Origin of the sequence: Mucilaginibacter litoreus (assembly GCF_042676805.1) — a bacterium.
GTDB classification, from domain to species: domain Bacteria; phylum Bacteroidota; class Bacteroidia; order Sphingobacteriales; family Sphingobacteriaceae; genus Mucilaginibacter; species Mucilaginibacter litoreus.
Window position 1 is genome coordinate 301129 of the sequence record NZ_JBHTHZ010000003.1, and the last position, 26425, is coordinate 327553.

The 26425-nt window shown below is 43.1% G+C and carries 21 protein-coding genes; 13 read left to right on the top strand and 8 right to left on the bottom strand.

The annotated features are described in order from the left end of the window. Positions 1 to 57 precede the first annotated feature (57 nt). Positions 58 to 2592 carry an ATP-dependent Clp protease ATP-binding subunit gene (locus ACFQZX_RS07310; protein ID WP_377113177.1) on the bottom strand — a complete coding sequence of 845 codons (2535 nt, stop codon included), beginning with the start codon at positions 2590 to 2592 and terminating at the stop codon, positions 58 to 60. Between the two features lie 479 nt (positions 2593 to 3071). Here ACFQZX_RS07310 and ettA point away from each other — a divergent pair, with 479 nt between their 5' ends. Next, the gene (gene ettA, locus ACFQZX_RS07315; protein WP_377113179.1) at positions 3072 to 4754 is read left to right on the top strand and encodes an energy-dependent translational throttle protein EttA; all 1683 of its coding nucleotides are present in this window, start codon (positions 3072 to 3074) and stop codon (positions 4752 to 4754) included. 68 nt (positions 4755 to 4822) lie between these two features. Here ettA and ACFQZX_RS07320 read toward each other — a convergent pair whose 3' ends face one another. Beyond that, complete coding sequence (locus tag ACFQZX_RS07320; protein WP_377113182.1) at positions 4823 to 5428, bottom strand: hypothetical protein; 606 nt, start codon at positions 5426 to 5428, stop codon at positions 4823 to 4825. Between the two features lie 110 nt (positions 5429 to 5538). Between ACFQZX_RS07320 and ACFQZX_RS07325 the strand changes: the two genes are divergently transcribed. From ACFQZX_RS07325 to ACFQZX_RS07370, 10 genes are all read left to right on the top strand, one after another. After that, a complete protein-coding gene (locus tag ACFQZX_RS07325; RefSeq protein ID WP_377113185.1) occupies positions 5539 to 6207 on the top strand; it encodes a peptidylprolyl isomerase in 669 nt (222 codons plus the stop codon). A gap of 69 nt (positions 6208 to 6276) precedes the next feature. Beyond that, entirely contained in the window at positions 6277 to 6855 is a 579-nt protein-coding gene (locus ACFQZX_RS07330) for a chemotaxis protein CheB (RefSeq protein ID WP_377113187.1), read from the top strand. A gap of 100 nt (positions 6856 to 6955) precedes the next feature. Beyond that, positions 6956 to 8104 (top strand): permease, encoded by a 1149-nt coding sequence (locus ACFQZX_RS07335; protein ID WP_377113190.1) that lies wholly within the window; start codon positions 6956 to 6958, stop codon positions 8102 to 8104. Between the two features lie 72 nt (positions 8105 to 8176). Beyond that, positions 8177 to 8935: a ZIP family metal transporter gene (locus ACFQZX_RS07340; protein WP_377113192.1), complete on the top strand. Its 759-nt coding sequence runs from the start codon at positions 8177 to 8179 to the stop codon at positions 8933 to 8935. A gap of 214 nt (positions 8936 to 9149) precedes the next feature. Then, a complete protein-coding gene (locus tag ACFQZX_RS07345) occupies positions 9150 to 10895 on the top strand; it encodes an APC family permease (RefSeq protein WP_377113195.1) in 1746 nt (581 codons plus the stop codon). A gap of 176 nt (positions 10896 to 11071) precedes the next feature. Beyond that, positions 11072 to 12307 (top strand): cation:proton antiporter, encoded by a 1236-nt coding sequence (locus ACFQZX_RS07350; protein ID WP_377113197.1) that lies wholly within the window; start codon positions 11072 to 11074, stop codon positions 12305 to 12307. A 10-nt stretch (positions 12308 to 12317) separates the two neighbouring features. Further along, entirely contained in the window at positions 12318 to 13637 is a 1320-nt protein-coding gene (locus ACFQZX_RS07355) for a TIGR00341 family protein (RefSeq protein WP_377113200.1), read from the top strand. 97 nt (positions 13638 to 13734) lie between these two features. Continuing rightward, positions 13735 to 15054 (top strand): Na+/H+ antiporter NhaA, encoded by a 1320-nt coding sequence (gene nhaA, locus ACFQZX_RS07360; protein ID WP_377113202.1) that lies wholly within the window; start codon positions 13735 to 13737, stop codon positions 15052 to 15054. A 394-nt stretch (positions 15055 to 15448) separates the two neighbouring features. Further along, on the top strand, positions 15449 to 16678 hold the full coding sequence (locus ACFQZX_RS07365; RefSeq protein ID WP_377113204.1) for a DUF2254 domain-containing protein: 1230 nt from the start codon (positions 15449 to 15451) through the stop codon (positions 16676 to 16678). Between the two features lie 98 nt (positions 16679 to 16776). Next, the gene (locus ACFQZX_RS07370) at positions 16777 to 18255 is read left to right on the top strand and encodes a trypsin-like peptidase domain-containing protein (protein WP_377113207.1); all 1479 of its coding nucleotides are present in this window, start codon (positions 16777 to 16779) and stop codon (positions 18253 to 18255) included. Between the two features lie 111 nt (positions 18256 to 18366). Here the strand turns inward: ACFQZX_RS07370 and ACFQZX_RS07375 are convergent, their stop codons facing one another. From ACFQZX_RS07375 to ACFQZX_RS07385, 3 genes are all read right to left on the bottom strand, one after another. Continuing rightward, positions 18367 to 18837 (bottom strand): DUF2147 domain-containing protein, encoded by a 471-nt coding sequence (locus ACFQZX_RS07375; RefSeq protein WP_377113209.1) that lies wholly within the window; start codon positions 18835 to 18837, stop codon positions 18367 to 18369. A gap of 9 nt (positions 18838 to 18846) precedes the next feature. Beyond that, positions 18847 to 19758, bottom strand: coding sequence for a universal stress protein (locus ACFQZX_RS07380; protein ID WP_377113211.1), 912 nt, complete (start codon positions 19756 to 19758; stop codon positions 18847 to 18849). Positions 19759 to 19849: 91 nt separating this feature from the next. Continuing rightward, complete coding sequence (locus ACFQZX_RS07385) at positions 19850 to 20737, bottom strand: mechanosensitive ion channel family protein (RefSeq protein ID WP_377113213.1); 888 nt, start codon at positions 20735 to 20737, stop codon at positions 19850 to 19852. Between the two features lie 157 nt (positions 20738 to 20894). Here ACFQZX_RS07385 and ACFQZX_RS07390 point away from each other — a divergent pair, with 157 nt between their 5' ends. Then, positions 20895 to 22733 carry a mechanosensitive ion channel family protein gene (locus tag ACFQZX_RS07390; protein ID WP_377113215.1) on the top strand — a complete coding sequence of 613 codons (1839 nt, stop codon included), beginning with the start codon at positions 20895 to 20897 and terminating at the stop codon, positions 22731 to 22733. Between the two features lie 69 nt (positions 22734 to 22802). Here ACFQZX_RS07390 and ACFQZX_RS07395 read toward each other — a convergent pair whose 3' ends face one another. The 3 genes from ACFQZX_RS07395 to ACFQZX_RS07405 all read right to left on the bottom strand — a co-directional run bounded on the left by ACFQZX_RS07395 (position 22803) and on the right by ACFQZX_RS07405 (position 25042). Then, positions 22803 to 23768 carry a YihY/virulence factor BrkB family protein gene (locus tag ACFQZX_RS07395; protein WP_377113217.1) on the bottom strand — a complete coding sequence of 322 codons (966 nt, stop codon included), beginning with the start codon at positions 23766 to 23768 and terminating at the stop codon, positions 22803 to 22805. Positions 23769 to 23836: 68 nt separating this feature from the next. Then, positions 23837 to 24394 carry a hypothetical protein gene (locus ACFQZX_RS07400; protein WP_377113220.1) on the bottom strand — a complete coding sequence of 186 codons (558 nt, stop codon included), beginning with the start codon at positions 24392 to 24394 and terminating at the stop codon, positions 23837 to 23839. Between the two features lie 111 nt (positions 24395 to 24505). Further along, complete coding sequence (locus tag ACFQZX_RS07405; RefSeq protein ID WP_377113223.1) at positions 24506 to 25042, bottom strand: DUF421 domain-containing protein; 537 nt, start codon at positions 25040 to 25042, stop codon at positions 24506 to 24508. A gap of 217 nt (positions 25043 to 25259) precedes the next feature. Between ACFQZX_RS07405 and ACFQZX_RS07410 the strand changes: the two genes are divergently transcribed. Further along, on the top strand, positions 25260 to 26294 hold the full coding sequence (locus tag ACFQZX_RS07410) for an AI-2E family transporter (protein WP_377113226.1): 1035 nt from the start codon (positions 25260 to 25262) through the stop codon (positions 26292 to 26294). Positions 26295 to 26425 lie beyond the last annotated feature (131 nt).

Consider the following 26425-nt stretch of genomic DNA (forward strand, 5'->3'; position numbering starts at 1 on the left):
CTATTAAAATAAAAAGCCCGCTTGATTTTCAAGCGGGCTTCATTGTGTTAATTGTTATTACTTTTGCTCTTCCTCTTCAGGCTTTTTGTCTTCGCCTTTGCGGTCGGTCACCTTTATTTCGTTAGCTTCTTTGTCGTAGTCAACTAATAAGGTATCCCCTTCGTTAAGTTCGCCTTTAAGTATCTCCTCTGCAATAGGGTCTTCCAGGTATTTCTGGATGGCACGTTTGAGCGGCCTTGCACCAAACTGAGAGTCGTAACCTTTTTCGGCAATAAACTCTTTGGCATCAAGCGTAAGCTCAATCTTATATCCCAAAGTATTTACCCTGCCAAACAATGCAGCAAGCTCGATATCGATGATCTTGAAGATCTCTTCTTTGCCTAATGAGTTGAACACGATAACATCATCAATACGGTTCAGGAATTCAGGAGCAAAAGCACGTTTCAAGGCGTTCTCGATCACACCGCGGGAGTGAGCATCTGCCTGAGTGGTTTTCGCGCTGGTGCTAAAACCAACACCCTGACCGAAATCTTTTAATTGGCGTGCGCCAATGTTAGAGGTCATGATGATGATGGTGTTCCTAAAGTCAACTTTACGGCCTAAAGAGTCGGTAAGCTGGCCTTCGTCCAATACCTGCAACAGTATGTTGAATACATCAGGGTGAGCTTTTTCTATCTCATCCAGCAATACTACTGCGTATGGCTTGCGGCGAACCTTTTCGGTAAGCTGCCCGCCTTCTTCATAACCCACATATCCCGGAGGTGCTCCTACTAAACGAGACACAGCAAATTTTTCCATGTACTCGCTCATGTCTATCTGGATCAACGCGTCCTCGGTGTCAAACATAAAGCGGGCAAGCTCTTTAGCCAGTTCGGTTTTACCAACACCGGTTGGGCCTAAGAATATAAATGAACCAATTGGTTTCTTAGGGTCTTTTAAACCGGCACGTGTACGTTGAATAGCACGGGTAAGCTTTTTAATAGCATCATCCTGCCCAATAATTTTGCCGCTGATGGTTTCTGACATAGCCAGTAGTTTGGCACTGTCCGCCTGTCCAACACGCTGTACCGGTATACCGGTCATCATACTTACTACCTCGGCAACGTTATCTTCTGTAACGGTATAACGTTTCGATTTAGTTTCTGCTTCCCATGCGGCTTTAGCCTGGTCAAGCTCATCAAGCAAATGTTTTTCAGTGTCACGAAGTTTGGCCGCTTCCTCATATTTTTGGCTGCGTACAACTTTGTTCTTTTCGATTTTTATCTGCTCAATCTTCTGCTCTATATCCAAAATTTCCTGTGGAACGTGAATATTGGTCAGGTGTACACGTGAGCCAGATTCGTCCAGGGCGTCGATAGCTTTATCTGGTAAAAAGCGGTCTGTAATGTAGCGTGTAGTTAGGGTAACGCAGGCATTGATCGCTTCGTCTGTAAAGGTAACGCCATGGTGTTCCTCGTATTTCTCTTTGATACGGTTAAGTATCTCAACAGTTTCATCCGGTGTAGCCGGCTCAACCATTACTTTCTGGAAACGACGGTCAAGGGCGCCGTCTTTTTCAATATACTGGCGATACTCATCAAGCGTGGTTGCGCCAATGCATTGTATTTCGCCCCTTGCCAATGCTGGTTTGAACATATTTGAGGCATCAAGCGAGCCCGAAGCGCCGCCTGCACCAACAATAGTGTGTATCTCGTCGATGAACAGGATAACATCCGGAGATTTCTCGAGTTCATTCATTACCGCTTTCATACGCTCCTCAAACTGTCCGCGATATTTTGTACCTGCTACTAACGAAGCAAGGTCTAAGGTAACCACACGTTTATTAAATAATACACGTGATACTTTACGCTGTACTATACGTAATGCAAGCCCCTCGGCAATGGCGCTTTTACCAACACCCGGCTCGCCAATTAAAATCGGGTTATTTTTTTTACGGCGCGATAATATTTGCGAAACACGTTCAATTTCTTTTTCGCGGCCTACAATAGGATCAAGGCGACCTTCTTCGGCGGCTTTAGTCAAATCACGTCCGAAATTATCTAATACCGGGGTTTTTGATTTTATATCAGATACCTTTTTAGGCTGGGTGAATGAATCATCTTCTTTAAAATCATCATCACCGCCTGTAGATGACCCCGGCATTTCGTCGGTAACATCATTTTTGTTTGATTCAACTTCGCTTTTAAATACTTCGTAGTTTACATTAAACTGCATCAGTATTTGCGAAGCAATATTGTCCTCATCACGAAGAATAGAAAGTAGCAGGTGCTCGGTCCCTATTACATCGCTCTTGAAAATCTTAGCTTCAAGGTAAGTTATTTTTAAAACCTTTTCGGCTTGTTTGGTTAACGGGATACTGCCTATATGTACATTTGTGCCAATTGTTCCTTTTACAGCATCCTCAACTGCACGGCGTAGTTTAGCGGTATCAACGGTCAGCCCTTTTAATAGTTTGATTGCCACGCCGTCGCCATCGCGAATAAGGCCAAGCAAAAGGTGCTCAGTGCCAATATAATCATGTCCAAGGCGCAGCGCCTCTTCCCTGCTGTACTGTATCACATCTTTTACCCGTGGCGAAAATTTAGCTTCCATATATACCTTTCTGATTATGATCGTCCTAATCTATAAATTTGTTTTTATCAATCAAGCCGATTCTTTTTAGTTTTATCAACAATATTGCCAAGTTTTTGGCTTTAGTGTAAACAGACAATTTAATGATACTATCCCTGTTTATTTTAAATAGGTTTTAACCCTTATTGTTTGTAAATACCAGTTGGTTGGCTTGGTAACTGCTATAAAAATCAATTACTTTATTAGTTTGATGCAACCCCGGTTAAATGGTTTAAGCTACTGCTAAATAAACTATTTAATAAATCGGGGCATTTAGTCATGCTTTATGACAATACGGCATAAGTTGCAACATGTATTTGCCGTATAAACGAACGCTGGTAGCAAACCAAATGATTTACAATGAAAGATACAAATTATAACATGAATTTGTGGTGAAATTTATCCACCATTCCACATTTCAATTTTATATTTGCTATCCCTAATAAAAATCAGAAAACTTTATGGCTGACGAAAAGATCATATTTTCTATGGCGGGAGTAAGCAAAGTTTACCCTCCGCAAAAAACAGTACTTAAAAATATATACCTGTCTTTCTTTTACGGGGCCAAAATAGGTGTTATAGGCTTAAACGGTTCCGGCAAATCATCACTATTAAAAATTATTGCCGGCATTGATAAAACGAATATAGGAGAAGTCGTTTTTTCGCCCGGATACAGTGTAGGGTATCTTAGCCAAGAGCCAGAACTTGATCCTGAAAAAACCGTACGCGAGGTGGTAGAAGAAGGCGTTGCCGAAACTACTGCTTTGTTAAAAGAGTATGAAGAGATAAATGAAAAGTTTGGACTGGAAGAGTATTACAGCGATCCGGATAAAATGGACAAGCTAATGAACCGCCAGGGCGAACTGCAGGATAAAATAGATGCCACCAACGCCTGGGAGTTGGATACCAAACTGGAGCGTGCCATGGATGCATTGCGTTGCCCCGAGCCGGATACTAAAATTGCTGTGTTATCCGGAGGCGAGCGCCGCAGGGTGGCCTTATGCCGGTTGTTACTGCAGGAGCCGGATGTTTTATTGCTGGATGAACCTACCAACCACCTGGACGCCGAGTCGATAGATTGGCTGGAGCAGCACTTGCAGCAGTATAAAGGCACTGTTATAGCCGTAACGCACGATCGCTACTTCCTGGATAATGTTGCCGGCTGGATACTGGAACTTGACAGGGGAGAGGGCATACCATGGAAAGGCAACTACTCATCATGGCTTGACCAAAAAGCTAAAAGACTTGCACAGGAAGAAAAAAGTGAAAGCAAGCGCCAGAAAACCCTTGAACGCGAACTGGAATGGGTACGCATGGGCGCTAAGGGACGCCATGCCAAATCTAAAGCACGTTTATCAAATTATGATAAACTGGCGTCTGAAGAAACTAAAGAGCGCGAAGAAAAGCTGGAGCTGTTTATACCGCCGGGCCCGCGTTTAGGTAATATTGTTATAGAAGCCAATAACGTTACAAAGGCCTATGGCGATAAGGTGTTATTTGAAAATTTAAGCTTCTCGTTGCCGCCGGCGGGCATTGTTGGTATCATTGGTCCAAACGGCGCAGGTAAAACTACTTTGTTTCGGTTGATAACCGGGCAAGACCAACCCGATGCAGGTACATTCCGTGTGGGCGATACAGTAGCGTTGGGTTATGTCGACCAGATGCATGACGACCTTGACCCTAATAAATCTGTTTGGGAAAACGTAACCGACGGACTGGACAATATAATGGTAGGTAACCGACCGCTTAACTCGCGGGCATATGTATCCAAGTTTAATTTTAACGGAGCGGATCAGCAGAAAAAAGTTGGTGTGCTTTCAGGCGGTGAACGTAACCGGGTGCATCTGGCTATCACGCTGAAAAAAGGATCGAACGTATTGTTACTGGATGAGCCTACCAACGATATCGACGTGAATACATTGCGGTCTTTAGAGGAAGCTTTAGAGAATTTTGGCGGATGCGCAGTAATCATCAGCCACGACCGTTGGTTCCTGGACAGGGTTTGTACCCACATTTTAGCGTTTGAAGGTAACTCGCAGGTTTACTTTTTCGAAGGAAACTACAGCGAATATGAAGAGAATCACAAAAAGCGCGTTGGCGACCTGACACCTAAGCGTATTAAATATAAAAAGCTTACCGTTTAGCGTAAACTATAAAAGAACAGCCCGGCTCGCCGGGCTGTTTGTTTTATAAAATAATTAGTTTTACAACCTCACCTTGCAACATCGAAGGCATAGGCTGCTCTTATCCCTGTAAAAAATTTAGGGTCTGACTTTAGTACCATGCCCTCATATCTAAAACCTAAATCAATATAATTTTTGTTTGTGGTAGGTATCTGAACTCCTAATGTTGGTGCAAAATTAAACAGAACACCATTGATTTTGTAATCCGCAGCTACATAAGGGTTAATTTTATCGGTGCCATTTACACCTAATGCTATTGTAGGGCCCAACTCCCATGCAAAATATACCTGTTTGAGGAAGCGGAATTTCATTCCAATTTTTACTGGTATAAAACCTGCGGAAACATCAACTTCCGGATTTCCAGGCAAAATAACTTTGCCGTTAAAATTGGTATATCCAATACTGGCAAGTAAGCTTTTAAATTCTGTGATTGCAAAACGGTACCTGATAGCGCCGCCAAATCCATTTTTATAAATCTTTCCAAAATCTCCTTGCCCCATCAAATATTCCGCTCCAATTTCAAATGAGTTTGTTCTTCTTTCAACGCCATAAACGGATGTGCGTTTATCCTGTGCTAAGGCTGAGAAACGGCATATGGTAACTAAAACTGTAACAATAAGTAATTTTCTTTTCATGCATGAGGGTTTAAGTATTCGAATATATATGTTTTGTTATGGGTTATGAGTACTTCGTAATATTAATTAAAGTATCTTTATTATTAGCAGATAACATTTTAATTTTCCTGATGAAAAATATACTTTGTTTAATAATCGCTGGTGTGTTGTTCCTACAATCAAACGCATTTTCTCAACCGCATAATCAGTATGTAAAAATTGAGACTCCGCAAGGCTGGTGCATAATCAAGTTGTATGACGAAACACCTGTGCATCGCGACAACTTTATAAAGCTTGTTAAAAGCGGATATTTTAATCAAACAACTTTTAACCGAATACTTAAGAACTTTGTGATACAGGGCGGCGACCAGGATTCGCTGTATGAAAAGCCGCATGTGCTTAAGCCTGAACAAAAATGGCTTGCGCCGGAGTTTAATACGGCTTTATACCATAAACGCGGAGCTGTGGCTATGGGCCGGGACCCGAATCCAACCGAATCATCTTTTACTACCCAGTTTTATATTGTTGACGGAAAAACCTGGACGAGCGCACAATTGGATACCATTGAGGTAAAATATAAAGTAAAATTCAGTAAGCCACAACGAGAGGTATACATGAACTCAGGTGGTACACCTTTCCTTGACCAGCACTATACTGTGTTTGGTGAAATTGTAAAGGGTATGGACCTTATAGACAAAATTACGGCAGTAAACGTTGATAAAAATGGCAACCCTTATACACCAGTTTGGATGAAATTGACCCTATTAAAGCCAAATGAGGTGACAAATGCCTTAAAATGATAATATCATTGAAAAACTCCTGAAACTATGTTAGGCGCTTATAGTTATGTATAGAGGATTATGCATACTATGACCCATAATTATACTTTTGATGTTGTTGGAATTGGCTTATCGGCCGGTGGGCTAACGCCATTGTTGGAGATTGTAACTAAGCTACCTGCAGACTTTAAAGGAGCATTGGTTATTCTTTCGCACTTGCCTATCAATAATAACAGTAACCTGGACCAAATTCTTGCAAAAAAAACCGACCTTAAGGTTATACCGGTGTCAACCATTGAATACGTGGAATGTGGCCGCATATATGTATTGTCGGTTGGTAAAGAGATGGTGCTCAAAGACGGGTTCCTTCACGTCAGAGAAAGAAATCCTGATGATAAAATCAATAAAACAATCGATGTGTTTTTTGAATCACTTGCTGCAGATGCAAAAGAAAGGAGCCTGGGAGTCATTTTATCGGGTGCGGGGCATGATGGTATAAAAGGTGCTAAAAACATCGAAGATCAAAATGGCTTAATTATCGTTCAGGACCCTGAAACGGCAGCTTTCCCGTTAATGCCAAGTGGGCTGATCGCTAATGATCACCCCGATTACATTCTTTCACCAGATGATATCGCTAAAAAGATCATCTCTTGGTTGCAGAGGTCATGATATAAACAAAAAATCACCATTTTAAGATGATCAGTTAATAAAGAAACTGAACATTATATTGATTGGACTGCTTCAGGAATTAACTGCAAAATTTTCAACTATGAATCAATTGAAACAGATAGGAATTGAACTGGTATCCATGATTTGGGAGATCTACTGGGGGCTGGCCTTTGGCTTTATGCTTTCATCTGTTATAAGAGCTTTCATACCTACAAGTGCAATTAGCTCGCGGCTGGGAAATAACAGCACCAAGGCCCTGGTACTATCATCGTTCTTTGGCGCAATATCCTCCTCCTGTTCATACGCTGCGGCTTCAATGGCGAGGACATTGTTGATCAAGGGAGCTACCTGGTCAAATGCTGTTGCTTTCATGGTAGCCAGTACTAATCTGGTTTTCGAAATATTTATTGTGATTGTTAGTGTACTTGGCTGGCCATTTTTTGGCGGCGAAGTATTTGGCGGTCTGCTGTTCATTGTAATTTCCGCTATATTGATCTCGCGTTTTTATCCTGCAAAATTAAAAGAGGGCGCAAACGCGCATTTGCACCAGGCGGAAGATGAGCACACCATGCACGCGGGACACATGCACCTGCATGACCCCAACCATAAGGATATGCATCAACACGACGCCAGGGAGTCCCAAACGCACAAAGGATTTAAAGAAAAAATGCTCCTTGCCAGTAGTCATTTCTATATGGATGTGATCATGGTGGGCAAAGATGTTTTGATCGGGGTTGTTATCGCTTCTGTTATCATGGTGGTAGTGCCCCGGGATTTTTGGAATGCTTTATTTTTAACCGATAATCATACCCTGCCTCATTTTATAGTTCTGATCTTAAATATATTGGTTGGCATTATAGTTGCCATTATCAGTTTTGTATGCTCGGTAGGCAATATTGTGATGGCGGCGGCTTTGTGGCATGGTGGCATATCATTCGGCGGTGTGATCGCTTATATATTAGCTGATTTGGTAACTATACCCATGCTGGCGGTATACCGCAGCTATTTTGGTAATAAACCCATGCTGGTATTGCTATTGTTACTGAGTGTAAGTATTATATTTTCGGCTTTACTGGTAGACCTTGGCTTTAGCATCGTAGGTTGGATCCCCAAAAATCATAACCAGGTAAGCGTTCAGGCGCACCAGGTTTTTGCCTGGAATTACAAAACGATACTCAATATTGTTTTTATGCCTGCTTCATTGATCTACTTTTTTTTGGGAAAAAGACAGGGTGCTATGCATATGTAAACATTTTGTTGCGCGAACATCCACTAAAACCACTTTTCGTAAACTACCCGCTGCATCAGGTGTTGTAAAGTAATGAATAAATGGATGATCGCAGGCTTGTGGGGAGTGGTATCAGGCTCAGCCCTGGTTGTGGGTGCATTGGCCGGTTATTTTTTAAAGATATCGCAAAAAACGGTAGCCATTATCATGGGCTTTGGTGCTGGTGTACTCATCTCTGCCTTATCGTTCGAATTGATGGATGAGGCTTACCAGCAAGGTGGTTTTACAGCAACAGCAACGGGCTTTTTGGCCGGCGCTTTAATTTATGCCGGAGCTAACTATCTGCTTTCCTTGTATGGGGCAAAGCATCGAAAACGTTCTGAAGATCAGCAGCCATCCGAGAGTGATCAGGGCGGAAGCGGATTGGCCATTGCACTGGGTGCATTACTGGATGGGATTCCGGAGGCTATAGCTATCGGGATCAGCATGATCCAGGGAGGTGCAGTAAGTATAGCCACTGTTATTGCGATCTTTGTTTCAAATATTCCGGAAGGCTTGTCCAGTTCGGCAGGTATGCGTAATGCCGGCCGCTCCAAATTGTTTGTTTTTGGAATATGGGGAGGAATTGCGATCCTGACCGGATTGGCTTCTATAGCCGGTTACACGGTATTCAGTCATCTTTCGCCCGCTATAATGGCGGCTACCATCGCCATTGCTGCGGGAGCCATCCTTACAATGTTATCAGATACTATGATACCTGAAGCATTTGAAAAAGGGCATAACGTAATTGGCGTGATTACTGTTGTAGGCTTTTTGACAGCATTTTTACTGTCTAAGCTTTCTGCAGCTTAATTTTAGTTTGCTGTATAAAGGGATGTAATAAAAGACCTGTTTTGATCAATTAGAGTTGTCTGAGAAAATTTATGATGACGCAATGTATTGTTAAACCGGGCCATGAGTAAATAATTATTTTGATACAATGTGTTGCCATTCTTAAAAGCACGCATCAAACAATTAGTAGGTTTATACCTTGTAAGGTTGTCAGCCAATCAGCAACAAAAAGACGATGAGTGGTAAAAACGTTACACTGCACAAATTAAATGAACTCCAGGCAACTGCTATATCCGGCAATGATATCAGCTCTTCCTGCCTTTATGTATCTGCTATTACTATTAGCTACGCGGGCCAGTATGCCTGGATATCACTTTTGATTGTAGCAACAGTTCTGTTTCTTTTCAGAAAGATCTACGGAGAGGTGGTAGGCGCCATGCCGCTGAACGGGGGGGCATATAATGTGCTTTTAAATACGGCCTCAAAACGTACCGCCTCATTTGCTGCCTGCCTTACCATTTTATCCTATATGGCAACAGCTGTCATCTCAGCTTATGAGGCCATGTTTTACTTTCATGACATAGCGCATAACCTCCCTCTTATTCCTGCAACCATATTGCTGCTGCTGATCTTTATGATGCTGACCATTATTGGCATAGGTGAATCAGCATTTGTTGCGGTTATTATTTTCATCATGCATATTACCTCCCTGTTGCTCCTCGTTTTGGCCGGGGGCTGGTATGTACTGCATCACGGAACAGAGATATTCATGGCAAACTGGCGAATGCCTGTCCGGTCAGGTAGTGTAATTACTGCCTTGTTCCTTGGTTTTTCGGCAGCAATGCTGGGTATTTCAGGTTTCGAAAGTTCAGCCAATTTTGTAGAAGAACAAAAACCCGGAGTGTTTCCAAAAACGCTCCGTAACATGTGGGGGGTAGTTAGTTTCTTTAATCCGGTTATAGCATTGCTTGCTTTGGCCGTACTACCGATGGTTGAGATCGGCGATCATCAGGAATCGCTCCTGTCTTTTATGGGGGAAAAAGCCGGTGGCAATTGGCTTAGTTATATCATATCTGTAGACGCTGTACTGGTATTAAGTGGCGCTGTGCTGACCTCATATGTAGGGGTAACCGGGCTCGCCGAGCGAATGACGCTTGATAGGATACTTCCCAATTTTTTTCTGGCTAAGAATAGGAGAGGTGTCAATTACCGCATCGTAATTGGATTTTTCATATTGTGCCTTTCTATCCTTTTGGTTACAAAAGGCGATCTGGCAAATCTTGCGGGTGTATATACCTTTTCCTTTTTAACTGTAATGGGATTGTTCGGTTTAGGTAACCTGCTGCTAAAGGCCAAGCGCGAAAAACTACCTCGGCCCGAAAGGGCAACAGTCTTATCAGTCGTGCTGGCTGTTGGTTTCATAATTGCCGCATTCCTGGGCAATATGCGGCTTAACCTGCCCTCATTTTATGTATTCATCCAATACTTGATTCCTGCGGTATTATTTATATTGATAATGTTGAACCGTGGCAGGATCATTCGTTGGCTCATTTATGCCATCAATTTTACAAGTAAACCTTTACGAAAAATCATTATCGAAACTATACGGCCATACAGGGCCCTGGTTAAGATCAATTCGCAAGGACTGGTGTTTTTTACAAGGGGTGATAACGTGGCTATCCTGAACCGGGTGATGATCTATGTGGAAGAAAACGAGAGCACCAAGCGGCTTAAGATTGTGCATATCGCAAACCCGGAAAGCAACAATGATAATTTAAAAAAGGATATAGAAGTTTTAGACCGGGCCTATCCCGATATTGATATCGATTTTGTGGAGATAGAAGGAAGGTTTGGCCCTGAGATCATCGATAAACTTTCTAAAGAATGGAATATTCCCAAAAACTTTATGTTCATCGGTTCGCCCGGAAACACGTTTCCTTATCACTTGTCTGAGTTGGGCGGCGTGCGGTTAATAATGTAACAGGTAAATAAATATATGCTGACTACGGCCAACCTGCAAGACCAGAAACTACCGCCTGCCAAGAGTGTTTCCAACACGCAATTCTTACAGGCAATCATCCGGGGTACATTGTACCGCCATTCTTTTTATACCCTTGGCAGGAAAGTCCTATATTGTCCGTTCAAACTAACTATATCATGAACATTAACGAAATACTGACCATTACCATCGTGCTGGCCGCTGTTTTCGCTTACATTAACTATCGATACATCAAATGGCCACCAACAATCGGTATCATGATCCTGTCATTGGCCGCCTCTCTTTTGCTGGCCACGCTGGGTAGTTCGCATTCGCTGTTATCAGAGAAGGCTGTTCAGCTGGTTTCATCTATTGACTTTCAGGAAGTACTGATGAACTTTATGCTAAGCTTCCTGCTTTTTGCCGGTGCTATCCATATTAACGCGCAGAAGCTGCGCGAACAGGCATTGCCTGTGCTGGTGCTGGCCACAGTTGGCATTTTACTATCCACTTTCATTGTTGGCAGCCTGATGTGGCTCTTATCCGACTGGTTTGGGCTTCATATTCCATTTATATATTGCCTGCTTTTTGGTTCGCTGATATCGCCTACAGACCCTATAGCTGTACTTGGCTTATTAAAGGCAGCACGTATCCCCGAGTCGCTGGAGCTCAAGATATCCGGTGAATCCCTTTTCAACGATGGCGTTGCCGTGGTGATCTTTATTACAATAGCGGAGATCGCGCGTTCGGGCGGTGCGGACATTTCTTTTCTTGATGTATCCAAGCTTTTTTTACAGGAAGCCTTAGGCGGCCTGGTGTTTGGTGCGCTGGTTGGCTATATCGGCTTTTTGGCACTGCGCTCTATTGATGAATATAAAGTAGAAGTGCTGATCACGCTGGCTATTGTTATGGGTGGCTATTATGCCGCAGGGCACCTGCATGTTTCAGGTCCTCTTGCAATGGTGGTTGCGGGGATCATTACCGGGAACAAATCGAAATCTGAAGGCATGTCTGATATCACACGCGATTACCTGGGTAAATTCTGGGAACTGATCGATGAAATATTGAATGCAATCCTTTTCTTGCTGATAGGGCTTGAAGTACTGGTCATAAAAATCAATTCAACAATACTAATTATAGGCGCAATAGCTATTCTGATCGTTTTACTTGCGCGGTTTCTGTCCGTTGCCGTGCCGGTCAGCCTGTTAAGGCGCAGGGTGAAGTTTGAGCCGCATGCGGTGACCATATTAACATGGGGAGGTTTACGAGGGGGCATTTCTGTGGCATTGGCACTTTCCTTAAGCAATGACATGTACCGGGATGAATTCGTCCTGATTACTTATGTGATCGTTGTTTTTTCTATTTTGGTACAGGGATTGACCATTGGTAAGCTGGCGGCACGGCTGCAAAGGTAAAAACACGGATATGGGAGAAGTCACAAAAGCGGTAAAAAATTTCATTGAACACCGTTTCAGCCTGTTGGAAGATAAGGCTGAGGAGCCGGTTATTATTGACTCCATTAAAAAAAATGTTGATTTTAAAGGCGCCAATCTGTGGGCGTTGATCTTTGCTATATTTATTGCCTCTATTGGCCTGAACGTCAATTCCACAGCGGTCATCATAGGTGCGATGCTGATCTCGCCGATCATGGGGCCGGTGATGGGCGTGGGGCTCGGCATTGGTATTAATGATCTGGAACTGGTTAAAAAAGGCGGTAAAAACCTCCTGGTGGCTACGCTGTTCGGTATACTGACCTCGACACTATATTTTTATATAACGCCATTGCATGAAGCACAGTCCGAATTGCTGGCACGCACCTCACCATCTATCTGGGACGTTTTTATCGCCTTTTTTGGCGGCCTGGCCGGTATGGTCGCGGCATCCCGCAACCAGCGCAGCAATGTTATCCCAGGAGTAGCCATTGCCACCGCCCTGATGCCACCCTTATGTACCACCGGCTTTGGCTTGGCAACCGGTAACTGGATGTATGCATTGGGTGCCCTATACCTGTACTTTATCAACAGTGTATTCATTGCGATAGCTACTTTCCTGATTGCCCGCTATATAAAAATGAAGCGAAAGCATTTTGAAGACCCTGGAATTGAAAAGAAGGTTACCCGCTATATGGTAATTGTTGTGCTGATCACGATTATTCCCAGTGTTGTGATGGCTTACCGTATTGTAGATAAGAGCATTTTTGAAACCAGCGCCAGAAAGTTTGTAGATGAACAGTTTCACTTTCATAATACGCAGGTGGTGTCAAAGTCTTACAAATATAGCCATAACGATAAGGAGATCGACCTTCTCCTTATCGGTAATGAGCTTAGCCGGCAGGAGATGGATTCCTTGCGGTTGCATCTCAACGATTACAAGTTAAGGGGCGTCAAGCTGAACATCAGACAGGGCCTTAATGCCAAGCAGGAAATTGACTTTTCTCAAATAAAAGCCAGCATCCTTGAAGATGTATTCAGCCAGCAACAACGCATTGATACGGTGGAAGACCGTGCTTCAGTACCGGCGGTTGCCGACAGCAGCGTATTAGCAGAATTAAAGGTTCTTTATCCTGCAATACGTTCATTTGGAATCAATTCTATGGTGCTATATTCCGCAGGTAACCCTAAACCTGATACTTTAAACGTAGCATTAGCTAATTTTCGTTCAACCATCAGGCCGGTGGACCGGGTTAAGCTTGAACAATGGCTGCAGGTAAGATATAAAACTAATATAAAGCTGGTTGTGCAATAAGGCTGCCGATAATTTTTTAATCAAGTAGCTGTAAATAACAACTTCAAACACGAAGTAACGCAGTTTGAATTTTTAATACCTTTACCATTAGCTAAACATGAAGAAATCACCGATAGACCATATCATCAAACCAGTCAGTAAGTTTATCCATTTGGAATATACCAGTGGAATAGTGTTATTTATTGGTGTGCTGCTTGCCATCATTTGGGTGAATTCTCCTTTTAAAGATGCCTATCATCATATATGGGAAATTGAATTTGGTATAGGGTTCGATTCCAATGTACTAAGGCACCCCCTGCATTTGTGGATAAACGACGGCCTTATGGCTATTTTCTTTTTTGTGATTGGCCTTGAGCTTAAACGCGAATTTATAGCAGGTGAGCTATCGTCTGTAAAAAAAGCGGCATTGCCAATGGCTGCTGCACTTGGAGGGATGCTGATGCCTGCAGCGATTTATAGCCTGGTTAATTACGGAAAAGATGGTGCACATGGCTGGGGCATACCGATGGCGACTGATATTGCATTTGCACTGGCTTTATTATCAATGGCAGGCAAGCATATTCCAACCTCTGTCAAGGTCTTTCTTTCAGCCCTTGCTGTAGCCGACGACCTTGGCGCCGTGTTGGTTATCGCTGTCTTTTACAGCACCCAGCTTCAATTTACACCACTAATGATAGGTGGTATTTTCCTGCTTGTACTGGTCATTGGTAATGCTATCGGCATAAGGCATACCGCATTTTATCTCATTATAGGGTTCGGGGTGTGGATCGGGTTTTTGCTTTCGGGGGTTCATGCCACCATAGCGGGAGTACTTGTGGCATTTACTATCCCTGCGCACAGAAAAATTGATGAAAGGCGCTATTCTTTAAAATTACGTGAGCTTTCTGATGAATTTGACCAGGAGATACCTAACTGTAGCACCCTGACTACACCAAAGCAACACGATATCATAGAAAACATTAAGAGCCTGAGCATTGCAGCCCAAACGCCACTCCAAAAAATTGAATCGGCCCTGCACCCCTGGGTAGCTTTTGTTATTATGCCGGTTTTTGCCCTTGCCAATTCGGGTATTATTATAGAAGGTGACTTCTTGAAAAATCTGGCCAACCCTGTAAGCATTGGTGTGACAGTTGGTTTAGTAATTGGCAAATTCACTGGTGTATTGTTGTTTACCTGGCTGCTTGTTAAATCTAAACTTGCAGAATTGCCCGAGCGCGCAACCTGGCGCCACATCATTGGCATTTCTGCTTTGGCAGGTATTGGCTTTACCATGTCCTTATTTGTTTCGTCATTAGCTTTCAGTGATTCAAAGATGGTAGAGCAGGCTAAATATGGAATTTTGATCGCATCTTTAATTGCAGGAACAACGGGTACACTCCTGCTGCGAAATGCGGGTAAGCGGTTGTCTGCCCGTTAAATTTAGATGATAAATATTGGGCTTCTTTTTAGCCGTGTAAAATTCATTTTCGTTAAACAAATGCAGTATATTCTGCATGACATTTTCTGCAAGTAATTATTAAAAGGAATAAGCAGGCATTAAGCCATGGTTTGCATACAGGTTGGCGATCCGTCCGCATTGGACGAAAAGCTGTTGGAGGATTTACCTGAATAGACACCGGACAAGATAGCGTAAGCTATTGCATCGGACAGAGGGAGTACCGGTTAAAGCTTATCAACCTGGGTGTGTTTTTATTACCTGCTTAATTTCATAGGTAGATAAATTGGTTAACTTAAATTTCAGGGCAAGACTTCTATAGCCTTAGAAAAGCTGGCTTCACATTTGTTTGATCTGTAGTATAAGACGAGATATTATGAAAACATTGTTGAAGTGGGTGCGCAAACATTACACAAAAGTAGTAAGCAGCATCGCTTTCTATCCGGCTATTATAGCCGTTTTTTTTCTCCTGCTGTCTATATTCATGCTGCAGGTAGACTTTTCAGATGCAGGCAAACAGTTCAAACAGCAATTAAGCTGGCTTAGCCTGAAAGATGCAAGTACCGCCCGATCTATCCTTACTACAGTTGCCGGAGGCATTATCTCTTTAACAGTTTTTAGCTTTTCTATGGTCATGATCGTGCTTAACCAGGCAGCATCACAAATGAGCAACCGTATACTGAGTAGCATGATCGAGAACCGTTTTCAGCAAATTGTGCTGGGTTTTTATATCGGCACAATCGTTTATTCGCTTTTTTTGCTCAGCACCATACGTGATATCAGCAGTGGTATTTATGTGCCGGCTATTAGTATTTACCTCCTTATCCTGTTAACTATTGTCGACATTTTCTTGTTTATCTACTTTTTAGATTATGTAACCCAAACTGTAAAATTCGAGACAGTAATAAGTAGGGTGCAACAGCAGACACTCGCGGCGATGAAAAAACACTTTTGTCCTGAAACTTCAGCCTCAACAAAAGATAGCCAAGGGCATTTTATTACACTGCCGGCAAACGAATCTGGTTACTACCAGGGCTTCAATAAAGAAAAGTTAAGCGATCTGGCAGAAAGCCGAAAGTTGCGTTTCCATATCCTCCCATCCAAAGGCACTTACCTTGTTAAAGGTACAGATTTTATAAACGTATACGGTAACGCAGAATTAACTGACGAATTAAGGAAAGACATTTATCTCAGCGTAGATTTTTTTAGCGGTCAGCCGATCGATCAAAACCCAGAATATGGTTTCAGGCAATTGTCGGAAGTAGCCATCAAGGCCCTCAGCCCAGGCATAAATGATCCGGCCACCGCTGTTTTAAGCATCAACGCATTAACTGATTTATTTGCCTATCGCCTACATAACTGCCTGTCTGATGTGATTAGAAATGAGCAAGAGGATATTCTTATCAGACAATTGGTGCCGACATTTAAGGAGTTGTTTGAAGATTGTATGTTTCCTATATGGGCTTATGGCAAAGATGACCGCTATATCCGGGATGCGCTGCTACACATGCTTCATCAACTCAAACAATTGGATCGTAATGGTCAGCATGCAAATTTGTTAAACAGTTTTCATATTCGGTTAACTGATGCCAGAGAAGATAAGTAATACAGTCGGTTTCAGATCGTAGAAAAACAATTTGAAAACTGGTCGGTTGCCTTTATGTACCACCCCAAGTAGTTCTTACCACTGAAGTAATTAATAGTATGAAAATATTAGGAATAATTGCACTTACGGTTGTGATTGCAGCAGGTGTTAGCTTTGCGACTGTAAAGTTGATGGAAGATAATAGTTTGCAGCGCCGAGCAGGGCGCAACGCCAAATCACCGGTGCATTTCGCATCATTCCGCACTGAAAACGATGACGCCGCGATTGATTACCCTGACTTTACCCAAGCAGCAGAAAGATCGACGCCACAGGTGGTACACATCAAAGTACAATTAACAGCCGGTCATACAAATACCGGATATCCACCATCGCAGCGGGTAGCCATGGCTTCCGGCTCTGGTGTCCTGATCAGTGAAGACGGTTTTATTGTAACCAACAACCATGTTGTAGAAGATGCTTCTGCTATTAAGGTTGTGCTAACCGATAAGCGGACCTTTGCAGCCAAATTGATTGGTCGTGATCCGAACACTGATCTGGCGCTCATCAAGATTGAAGCGTCCGGCTTAAGTGCTGCAAGGTTCGGCAATTCCGATGATGTGCGGGTGGGGCAATGGGTACTGGCCATAGGCTACCCCTTTTCATTAAACACCACCGTAACGGCAGGCATTGTGAGTGCGAAAGAAAGAAGCATAGGGATTATAGGAAATAAGGAACGCGAGTCTGAAGGACAAAATAGCGGTTCTGCAGTAGAGGCATTTATACAAACAGATGCTGCAATAAATCCGGGTAACAGTGGTGGTGCGCTCATCAATACAAATGGGGAACTAATCGGTATCAATGCTGCGATAGCTTCTCAAACCGGCAGTTATGCAGGCTATGGTTTTGCTATTCCGGTTAACCTGGTAAAAAAAATTGTGAATGATCTGAGGCAGTTTGGAGCTGTTAAACGTGGACTATTGGGTGTAAGCTTCCCTTCGCCCTCTACCGAGGAACAGGTGCTAAGACAGCGCGGCATCGATCCGGGTAAGGTTAAAGGGGTTTATATCACTGGTGTTCAGCCGGGCAGTGCTGCTGCGGCTGCGGGGTTGCAGGAAGGCGATATCATTAAAAGCATTGATTCAAATATAGTGAACTCATCTGTTGAACTTTCTGAACGCATTGCCCGCCACCATCCCAATGACAAGGTACCAATAACCTTTCAGCGTAATGGAAAACAGGGCAATACAACCGTTACCCTCAAAGCACAGGCTAATGAGGATTTGGCAGACGGGAGCCGGCCATCTATTGAAGATATTTATAATAAACTGGGCGCAAAATTTGCACCGTTGGACGATCGGCTGAAACAACGATACCAGGTGAATTCAGGTATGATGGTAACCGCTACATTGAGGGGAGGCTTTTTTGAGCAGATCGGTATACTCCCCGGTTCAATCATCGTAAGCATCAATGGCCGACAAACCAACACACCCTATGAACTCAATATTGCACTAATGAGCGCCGTACGTGGCACTGTGCGAATAGCTTGTGTGATGCCTGACGGATCCAAGGTGCTGGTAAACTTGTCATTAGGTGCCTAATTATACTATTTAAAAACTTTAATATTAACCATGGGGATACAATGCAAAGAATAAGCAGGTTTCCTTGATTCAAATCTTTTTTAAACTGCAACTTAATGACAGCCCGGGTTATTACGGGATCCTGTGAAAGGTTATCGTCTTTCCTATCCATTTAAAATGCCAGTATCCCCGTACTTTTAACAGCCCCTTAGGAGTGATCTTCGCTGAAGCGTTCCAGGTTTTCCCATGCCTGGAGTCATAAACTTTTCCGTCTTCCCAGGTATTCTTTTTAGCGTCGTATTTTAGGCCGCTTAGTATGTTCATCCCCAATATCGTTCTGTTGCGTAATGCCGGATCGGGGTTCCGCTTGTCCTTCCAGTAGCTCATTGGTTTCCCTTCCGTGTCACTGAACCAAATGATTTTGGCTAAAAAGTCGTTGTTCTGCATAAAGATCTGTATGCGTAAGGATTTATCTTCATTCTCCCATTTTCCACAGATCTGTTCCCTCGCAGGAACCGATTGTGCGAAAACCTTGGTTGTCGCCAGTAGCGCCCCTAAAGAGATAATGAAAAACTTAAATGTTTTTGCAGGTGTAAACGTCATATACTTCCCTTAATATTGTAACTGAAGTGATCGTACAGGCGCATTTTGAGCCGAACCTTTATGATTAGTATTTACATCAGGTTTCACCATCAGTACCGCTGCCCGGGTGTTGCGGATCATTCGCTGTGTAAAATTTCCGAAGAAGAATTCCTTCAAAGTTCTTTTTGTTCTGCCTTCAATTACAATTAACTGCGCATTTTCTTTCCTGGAGATCGCGTTGATATCCTTTGCAGGGCTAACAGAGTAAATTGATCCTTTAGTCGCCTTACCGGCAAATCGGTTCAGCCTCATTCGGATACGGTCCGATAGTTCCCTCAAGGGTTTCAGGATGTTCAGCTCATGTTTCTTGACAATTCCAACAACATACACAGCAGCATTGTTTTTTTCGATGATGCTACGTGCCAGTTGCAACTTTGCCAGTGGTTTCTCATCGCTCAATACCGGAAATATGATCTGCCGGAAGTGATTGATTTCTTTCCGAGCTGGTACAGTAAGCACATGGCATGTTGTTTTTTTCAGCACCTTATATACCAGGCTATCCTCCAGATAAGACTTCTTACTAATACCCGGATCTGTGCCGATCACCAGGATATCGGCCGATAATTCAGTTGCATACTGCGCAATAACCGTATGGAGAATACCTTTTGCAAAATGGAGGTGACAAATTACCAGGTGTTCCAATGAAATGGAACTGGCAGTTTGTTCAAGAAGATATTTTTCCTTTTCAAAGGCTTCATCCACCATGGGATCAATAGTAACGAGTTGTCCCAATTCCGGGTTATAGTTCGTGATGTCCTGTACGTATAACAGGTGCAGGGCTGCACCATGTCGCTTCGCCATCTGTATAGACGTGTTTAGTGCGTTCAGTGAAGTTTCGGAAAAATCTATAGGGATCAAAATATTTTTGATGTTGGTTTTCATAACAATAAATTAATGGTTTAACAATCCGGCTGTTGAGGAACAACCCGCTGAAGTAAGCTTAATATACAAAAAAACGACCGGAAAACCAAATTTATTTTAAAACCTGACTCATTTCGCTCAGCGATACACCTCCTTTGATGCCGAAATCCAATGTTCTGATGGGGAACGGTATCATGATATCTTGCTCGTCATAAGCTTTTTTGATGCGCATAATAGCGTCACTTCCAACCTGCAAAAAAGCTGGCTGTTCGGGGGAATCAACCCATAACCGGATGATGAAATTGATAGAGCTGTCACCAAATTCCTGAAAAAACATGGTTGTTTCATTTTCGGGGCAAAGCCCGGGCAAATTTTTCACTGCGTTAAGCGTGACCGCTTTTACATGCTCGAGGTCGTCGCCGTAAGAAATTCCAACAGATAAGTCGAACCGTCTTTTACCCAGCATAGAGAAGTTTTCGATCGGATTTTGAAAAACGTTCTTATTCGGGACAATGACCATCTGCCCCTGAAATGTGCGCAGTACGGTATCTCTTAAATTTACTTCTTCCACCTTGCCCATATAATCACTGATCTTGACGATATCCCCTGTTTTGAAAGGACTACGAAAGGAAATAAAGATACCTGAGATAAAGTTTGCCGCCATGTCCTGAAATGCAAAAGCGAGGGCTAAGCCTACGATACCTGCTCCGGCCAGAATAGAGGTAACCGCTTTGTCCAGCTGCAGGATGGATAGCACGGTAAAAAGTGTGATCCCTATAAAGAGGATGTAAATTATGGAGGTTAACAGGTTATTGAGCGATGTATGGCTCGAAAACCTTTTTACAACTTTAGCTGCTACCTTTCGGATCTGCCCTGCTATAAAGATGCCGATTGCCAGAACTACGGCAGCAAGCACAAAGTTGGGAAGCAACCTTATCAGATCATGCAACCAGGTAACTATTTTTTGGCTAATCAGTTTATATGCTTTGTCAATATCCATAATTATAAATAGGCTAATTAAATAAGGAATGAAAAGGGCATAATGTTTTCCTATAAGAGTTTAACGTCTGCTCTCTTTCCGTATTTACGACCCCGACGCTTTATAGGATTTGAGAATTGCTGCCAAATATTTATCGATAAATTTTACATTTACACTAATGAGTAAATTTTACCTGGTACTGATGATGCTGATGTGTTTGGCGGCTAAGCCAATTTTTGCACAGCAGGACAGCCTGAAACAGCAGGAGGATTCCTTACATAATGCCAAGCTGGATAAGCAGCTTATCCGGGTAAACCAACTGGCCGCTGAACGCCTGTCTGATTCGATGAAAAGAGCTGAACTTGAGAGCCGGGTAGCTCAATTAAGCAGTGTTGATAACATCAGGAAGGCAGCATTGATTGATCAGCTTACTCAACTTCGTCAACGCGACTCTATGCGATTAATACGCCAGAAACACGAAGTAGACTCGCTCAGGAAATTTGTTAAAGGTTTTCCGGTTACCCTGATGCAGGATACACTGTTCTATGTTTTTGTAAGACAGGGGAGTTTCACCGCTCAAGATCGTGCAGCGGCCATCAGTTCCCGGCTAAAAGCCCTTGGTTCATCATATAATTTTCAGAAAGATTCTTTACAGCTGAGCCAGAGCGAAGTGACTACAGATATCATGTATGAGAGTACCTTGCTGATGTCCATATCTGACCAGGATGCGTTGTGGCAGAACACCGGCCGCAATCAGCTTGCCAATCAACTGAAATCTATAATTAAAAATGCGGTAGCAAGGTATCAGGAACAAACCAGTTGGCAAACTATTCTCAAGGAAACGCTTCTCGCTTTATTAGTCATCGGTGTAGTAGGGTTAATCATTTACGGAATAAATAAATTGTTTAAGTGGCTCTTACGTAAAGTGGCATCTGCACAAGGGTCTCAAATTAAGGGATTTAAAATAAAAAACTATGAAGTGTTTAATGCTACCCAGCAACTGGGTGTAATTAACGCTGCGCTTACTTTGCTGAAATGGTTAGTCGTCCTCCTTATTTTATACCTGGCATTGCCCGTTTTATTCGGCATATTTCCGTTTACGCGTGATCTTTCCAGCCGGCTGCTGGATTACATCCTAAGCCCGCTACGCAAGATTATGCTTGCTATATGGAACTACATTCCAAACCTGATAACTATCATTGTCCTTGTTGTCGTATTCCGTTATGTGATCCGGTTGCTGCGCTATATCAAAACAGAGATTGAAAGGGGCCAGTTAAATATTCCCGGATTTTATGCGGACTGGGCAAACCCTACTTATCAGATCATTCGCATCCTGGTGCTGGCCTTTATGCTCATTGTACTTTTCCCTTATTTGCCTGGATCAAATTCTCCGATTTTCAAAGGTGTTTCCGTTTTTATGGGTGTCTTATTCACATTCGGTTCAGCAGGTGCGCTCAGCAATGTTGTTGCCGGCCTGGTGCTTACCTATATGCGGGCATTTAAAATTGGCGACCGGGTAAAAATTGGGGAAGTGACCGGCGATGTGGTAGAAAAAACTATATTAGTTACACGCGTACGCACTATCCACAACGAAATTGTTTCTATTCCTAATTCTGCTGTAATGAGCAATCATACCACCAATTACAGCAGCGAAGCATTAACCGGCGGCCTTATCATCAATACCACGGTTACCATTGGCTACGATGTGCCATGGCAACAGGTGCATGAGTTACTCATTGCTGCAGCGCTGGATACTGCTATGATAGAAAAAGAGCCTTCTCCATACGTGTTACAAACAAGCCTTGATGATTATTATGTAAGTTACAACGTTAATGCTTACACACGGCTGCCTAATAAACAGGCCGCTATATATTCATCATTACATGCTAACATCCAAGATCATTTTAACAAGGCGGGTGTGGAAATTATGTCGCCGCATTACAAAGCGCTGCGAGACGGAAATACCGTTACCATACCCCCGCAATACCGATCAGAAAGTGATGAGAAGAATAACTAACCACAATAGCTATATACCCCTGCCAGCTTTAGTACTGCCTGATCTGAGCTCTTGAAGGCCAAGCAAAGATCAATCACCGCCTGCACCGTCATCGCTTTGTTCATTTTCCTGCAGCGTGCGTTTTTCGCTTTCTACCAGTGAAACGCGTGTGGTTACCGCGTATTGATCAGGCGTGATCTCTCCACCGAACCTGATTGCATAGCATTTTGTGAATACGGCACCGAAATACAAAATGATAGCAGAAAAATAGATCCAAAGCAACAGGACGATAATAGAACCCGCGGTGCCGTATGCGCTACCCGGATGGCTGTTCCCGATATAAAACGCAATGGCAAAGCGGCCAAGCATAAATAAAGATGCCGTGAACAGGGCGCCAACAATTACATCTTTCCATCTGATCACTGCGTCCGGTAGTAACTTAAAAATGATAGCGAAAAGTGATGCGGTAATTATCAATGAAATCACCAGGTTGACGATATATATCAAAACAACCGCTGCGTGTGGAAACAGACCGTTTAACTTGTCCATGAACCCCTCGAGGAGTCCATTTATGATCAGGGAGACCAGTAATAAAAAAGCCATGCTGACCACAAGCGAAAATGATAACAGGCGGTTTTTAAGCAGCATCAGCCAACCTCTGTCAGTTTTTACCTTCAGTCGCCAAATGGCATTAATGGAATCCTGTATCTCGGCAAAAACGGTTGTTGCACCTATTAGCAGGGTAACAAAGCCAACTATGGCTGCAAAGGTATTGTTTCCGCTTATCGCAGCGTTCTTGATAATCTCCTGTATCTGAAGTGCTGCATTATTGCCAACAAGGTCTTTAATCTGACCATAAATTAATCCTTCCATCGCCTGCTCCCGCCATAGCAGATTAGACAGGAAAATAATAACCATCAGCATAGGGCCCAGCGAAAAAATAGTATAGTATGCCAGTGAAGCGCTTAGCTTAGTCACTTTATTATCTACAAAACCTTTCCCCGTATCTTTAAATAATTCCCAGGTATTTTTTAGTGTAATTTTTTGCATATGCATACCTCCCGGCGGCAATAGGGATACCACCCGCAAACGGCCCTGTGTTGCGATAGCCGATCACAGTCCTCTTAGTTTAGCGCAGTGGCAGGAACTGCATACCTGATCAGCAATGTTCCGAGCCGGTTATTAAATCCCATTATGGGGCTGGTCATCGTCAATACATGGCCTTCAGATTCAACACTGGTTTCATCTGTAGCAGTTGCGACCGCTTTGCCAACTGTTGAAAACGGTTGCCCTTCGTCTTTCTTATTAGTAGATGCGACGATGGTGCCTTTAGTATTAGCTATCACTATCCGTTGGATATTTCGTTCCTTCACCAGATCGCTCATATACAAGTTTACCTGATTAAGATTGCCTTGCAGCATCTCGGTTCTTAACGCCCATACAAAGGGCTTGGCCAACAACTTAAGATGGTCGTTATGCACCTGCATTATTTTTTCGTCGGCTGCTTTTTTTAGCGCCTGGTTTTCGGTAGCCGCCTTTTCTTTGAGATTTTTGATCTCGATCGATTTCCATACCCATAACGCTCCTATCAAAACCAGGGCGATCATGATCGTAATCAATACCGGGCGCTTGTTGCCATTGTTAGCTGTAAGGGTTTGTGTTGAAGTGTCAGTCGTATCCATATATTTTGTTTTATTGTAAAAGCCCGCAATCAACACGCACTTAACTATTATATAAAGGAAAATAAACGGCTTTGGTTTCAGCTTTTCAATAGTACCTATAGTTTATTGCATTCAGCGAATCTGATCAGTAATGCGTTTAACCTGGAATAATGGGGATGTAGGATCATCAATTGAACCATTCTTTACAACGCTGAACTGGCCGTTTGACTCCATAACAACGGCTTGCACCTCACTAAGATCAACAACCTGCTGGCTCCTCAGCACCGAACGAACTTCCGCCTCGGTTACTCTTTCTTTTTTTAGCGCTTTAGTTAAAAAGTCGCCTTTATAGAAAATTAAAGTCGGTTCGGAACTGATCAATTTTGAGAAACGCTGTGATCTGACTGAGCAGTAGGCCAAAATGTATTGAAGAGAAATCAGCAATGCTAACGCAGCCACGCCCGAAGCCAGCGTAACATCTTTACTCAGCAAAACAGTAGCCAGTGTAGAACCAAGAGCCACTGTCACAATAAAATCGAATTCTTTCATTTGTGAAAGTGTTCGCTTTCCTGATATCCTGAGCATAAATATCAAAGCCAGGTAAGCAATTGCCCCGATAATAAGCGTTCTGCTAATACTATCCCAGTTGTCAAAAAATATCTTTTCCATAGTCTGCAGGTTGTAAATTAATCTTTATTGAACAATTATTATTCGGGCTTGTTGTATAAATAGCAGTTACTCGCGGTCTGCATCCAAAAATCAATATTCCTGCCGTTTTGGGCTTTTCATTAACTTATGCTCATCGCCCGTGGTGAAATCAGTAAATTTCTATTCATCGTACAGCACAACCGGTGGAGTTGTTGATAAATGAAAGGTTAAGATGATTATGAAAAACACACAACAGAATCAGGACAATAAGCAAGTACCATCATCATTCGGAAAGAAGCTGGGCCTAACCGCCCTGCTTGTGGTTGTGCTATTGCTTGTAAGAGCTACGTTTAATGTGTTTATGATGATGCTTGCGGCATCGCTTATTGCCTTGTATTTCCATGGACTTGCAGATTTGATCGAAAGAAAAACTAAGCTTGGGCAACGATGGAGCATGACCATCTCCATTGCCGGGAGTTTCCTCCTGCTGCTTGCCCTCATGTTTCTTGTGGGTAGCAAAGTACAGTCGCAGGTAGAACAGCTCAGCTCAAATTTCCCGTCAATGGTGGAAGAGGCTAAAGGACGGCTAAATGAGTCGGCCGTAGGGCGAAAGGTATTGGAGCAATTTTCGGGCGACAACGCTAAAAAGGTAGCCGGCCCTGCTCGGCAATTTTTCAGCTCTACCTTCGGCGTCCTTGGTGACCTCTATGTGATCCTGTTTCTCGGGATATTTTTTACAGCATCTCCCGGAATTTATAAAAAAGGGATCATCGCGCTGGTGCCTGCAGATAGCGAGACCGCTGCAGAAGACATTTTAGATAAATTGGGTAATAAGTTAAAGAACTGGCTGAAGGGCAAAATCTTCGCTATGGCTGTAGTTGCTGTACTCACCGCAATTAGCCTGGCTATTGTAGGGGTGCCCATGATATTTGCATTGGCGCTTATAGCAGGGGTACTCAACTTCATTCCTAATTTCGGCCCCATAATGGCAATGGTGCCAGCCGTTCTGATCGGCCTTTCGCAGGGCACTGACACCGCATTACTTATTGTTGGACTCTATATCCTTATACAGGTGATTGAAAGTAATTTCATTACCCCCTTGGTTCAAAACAAGTTGGTCAGTATTCCCCCCGCTATGATCATTGCAGGGCAGTTGATCGTAGGTTCGCTGACGGGCTACCTTGGGATCATTCTGGCCACCCCTTTAGTACTTATAGTCATGGTTTTAGTTCAGGAGTTATATATCAAGAAGAAGCGGAGTATGAATAATTAAATTGCAAGTTATCGCATGTCTATTTGGGTGTGGATGAGTAACATTATTTTGAACTTACTAATCAACGGAAGTTTGGGCAGATACCTTGCGAGAATTGCATGATAAGGGCTGGTAGCTCTGAACCCTTTGAA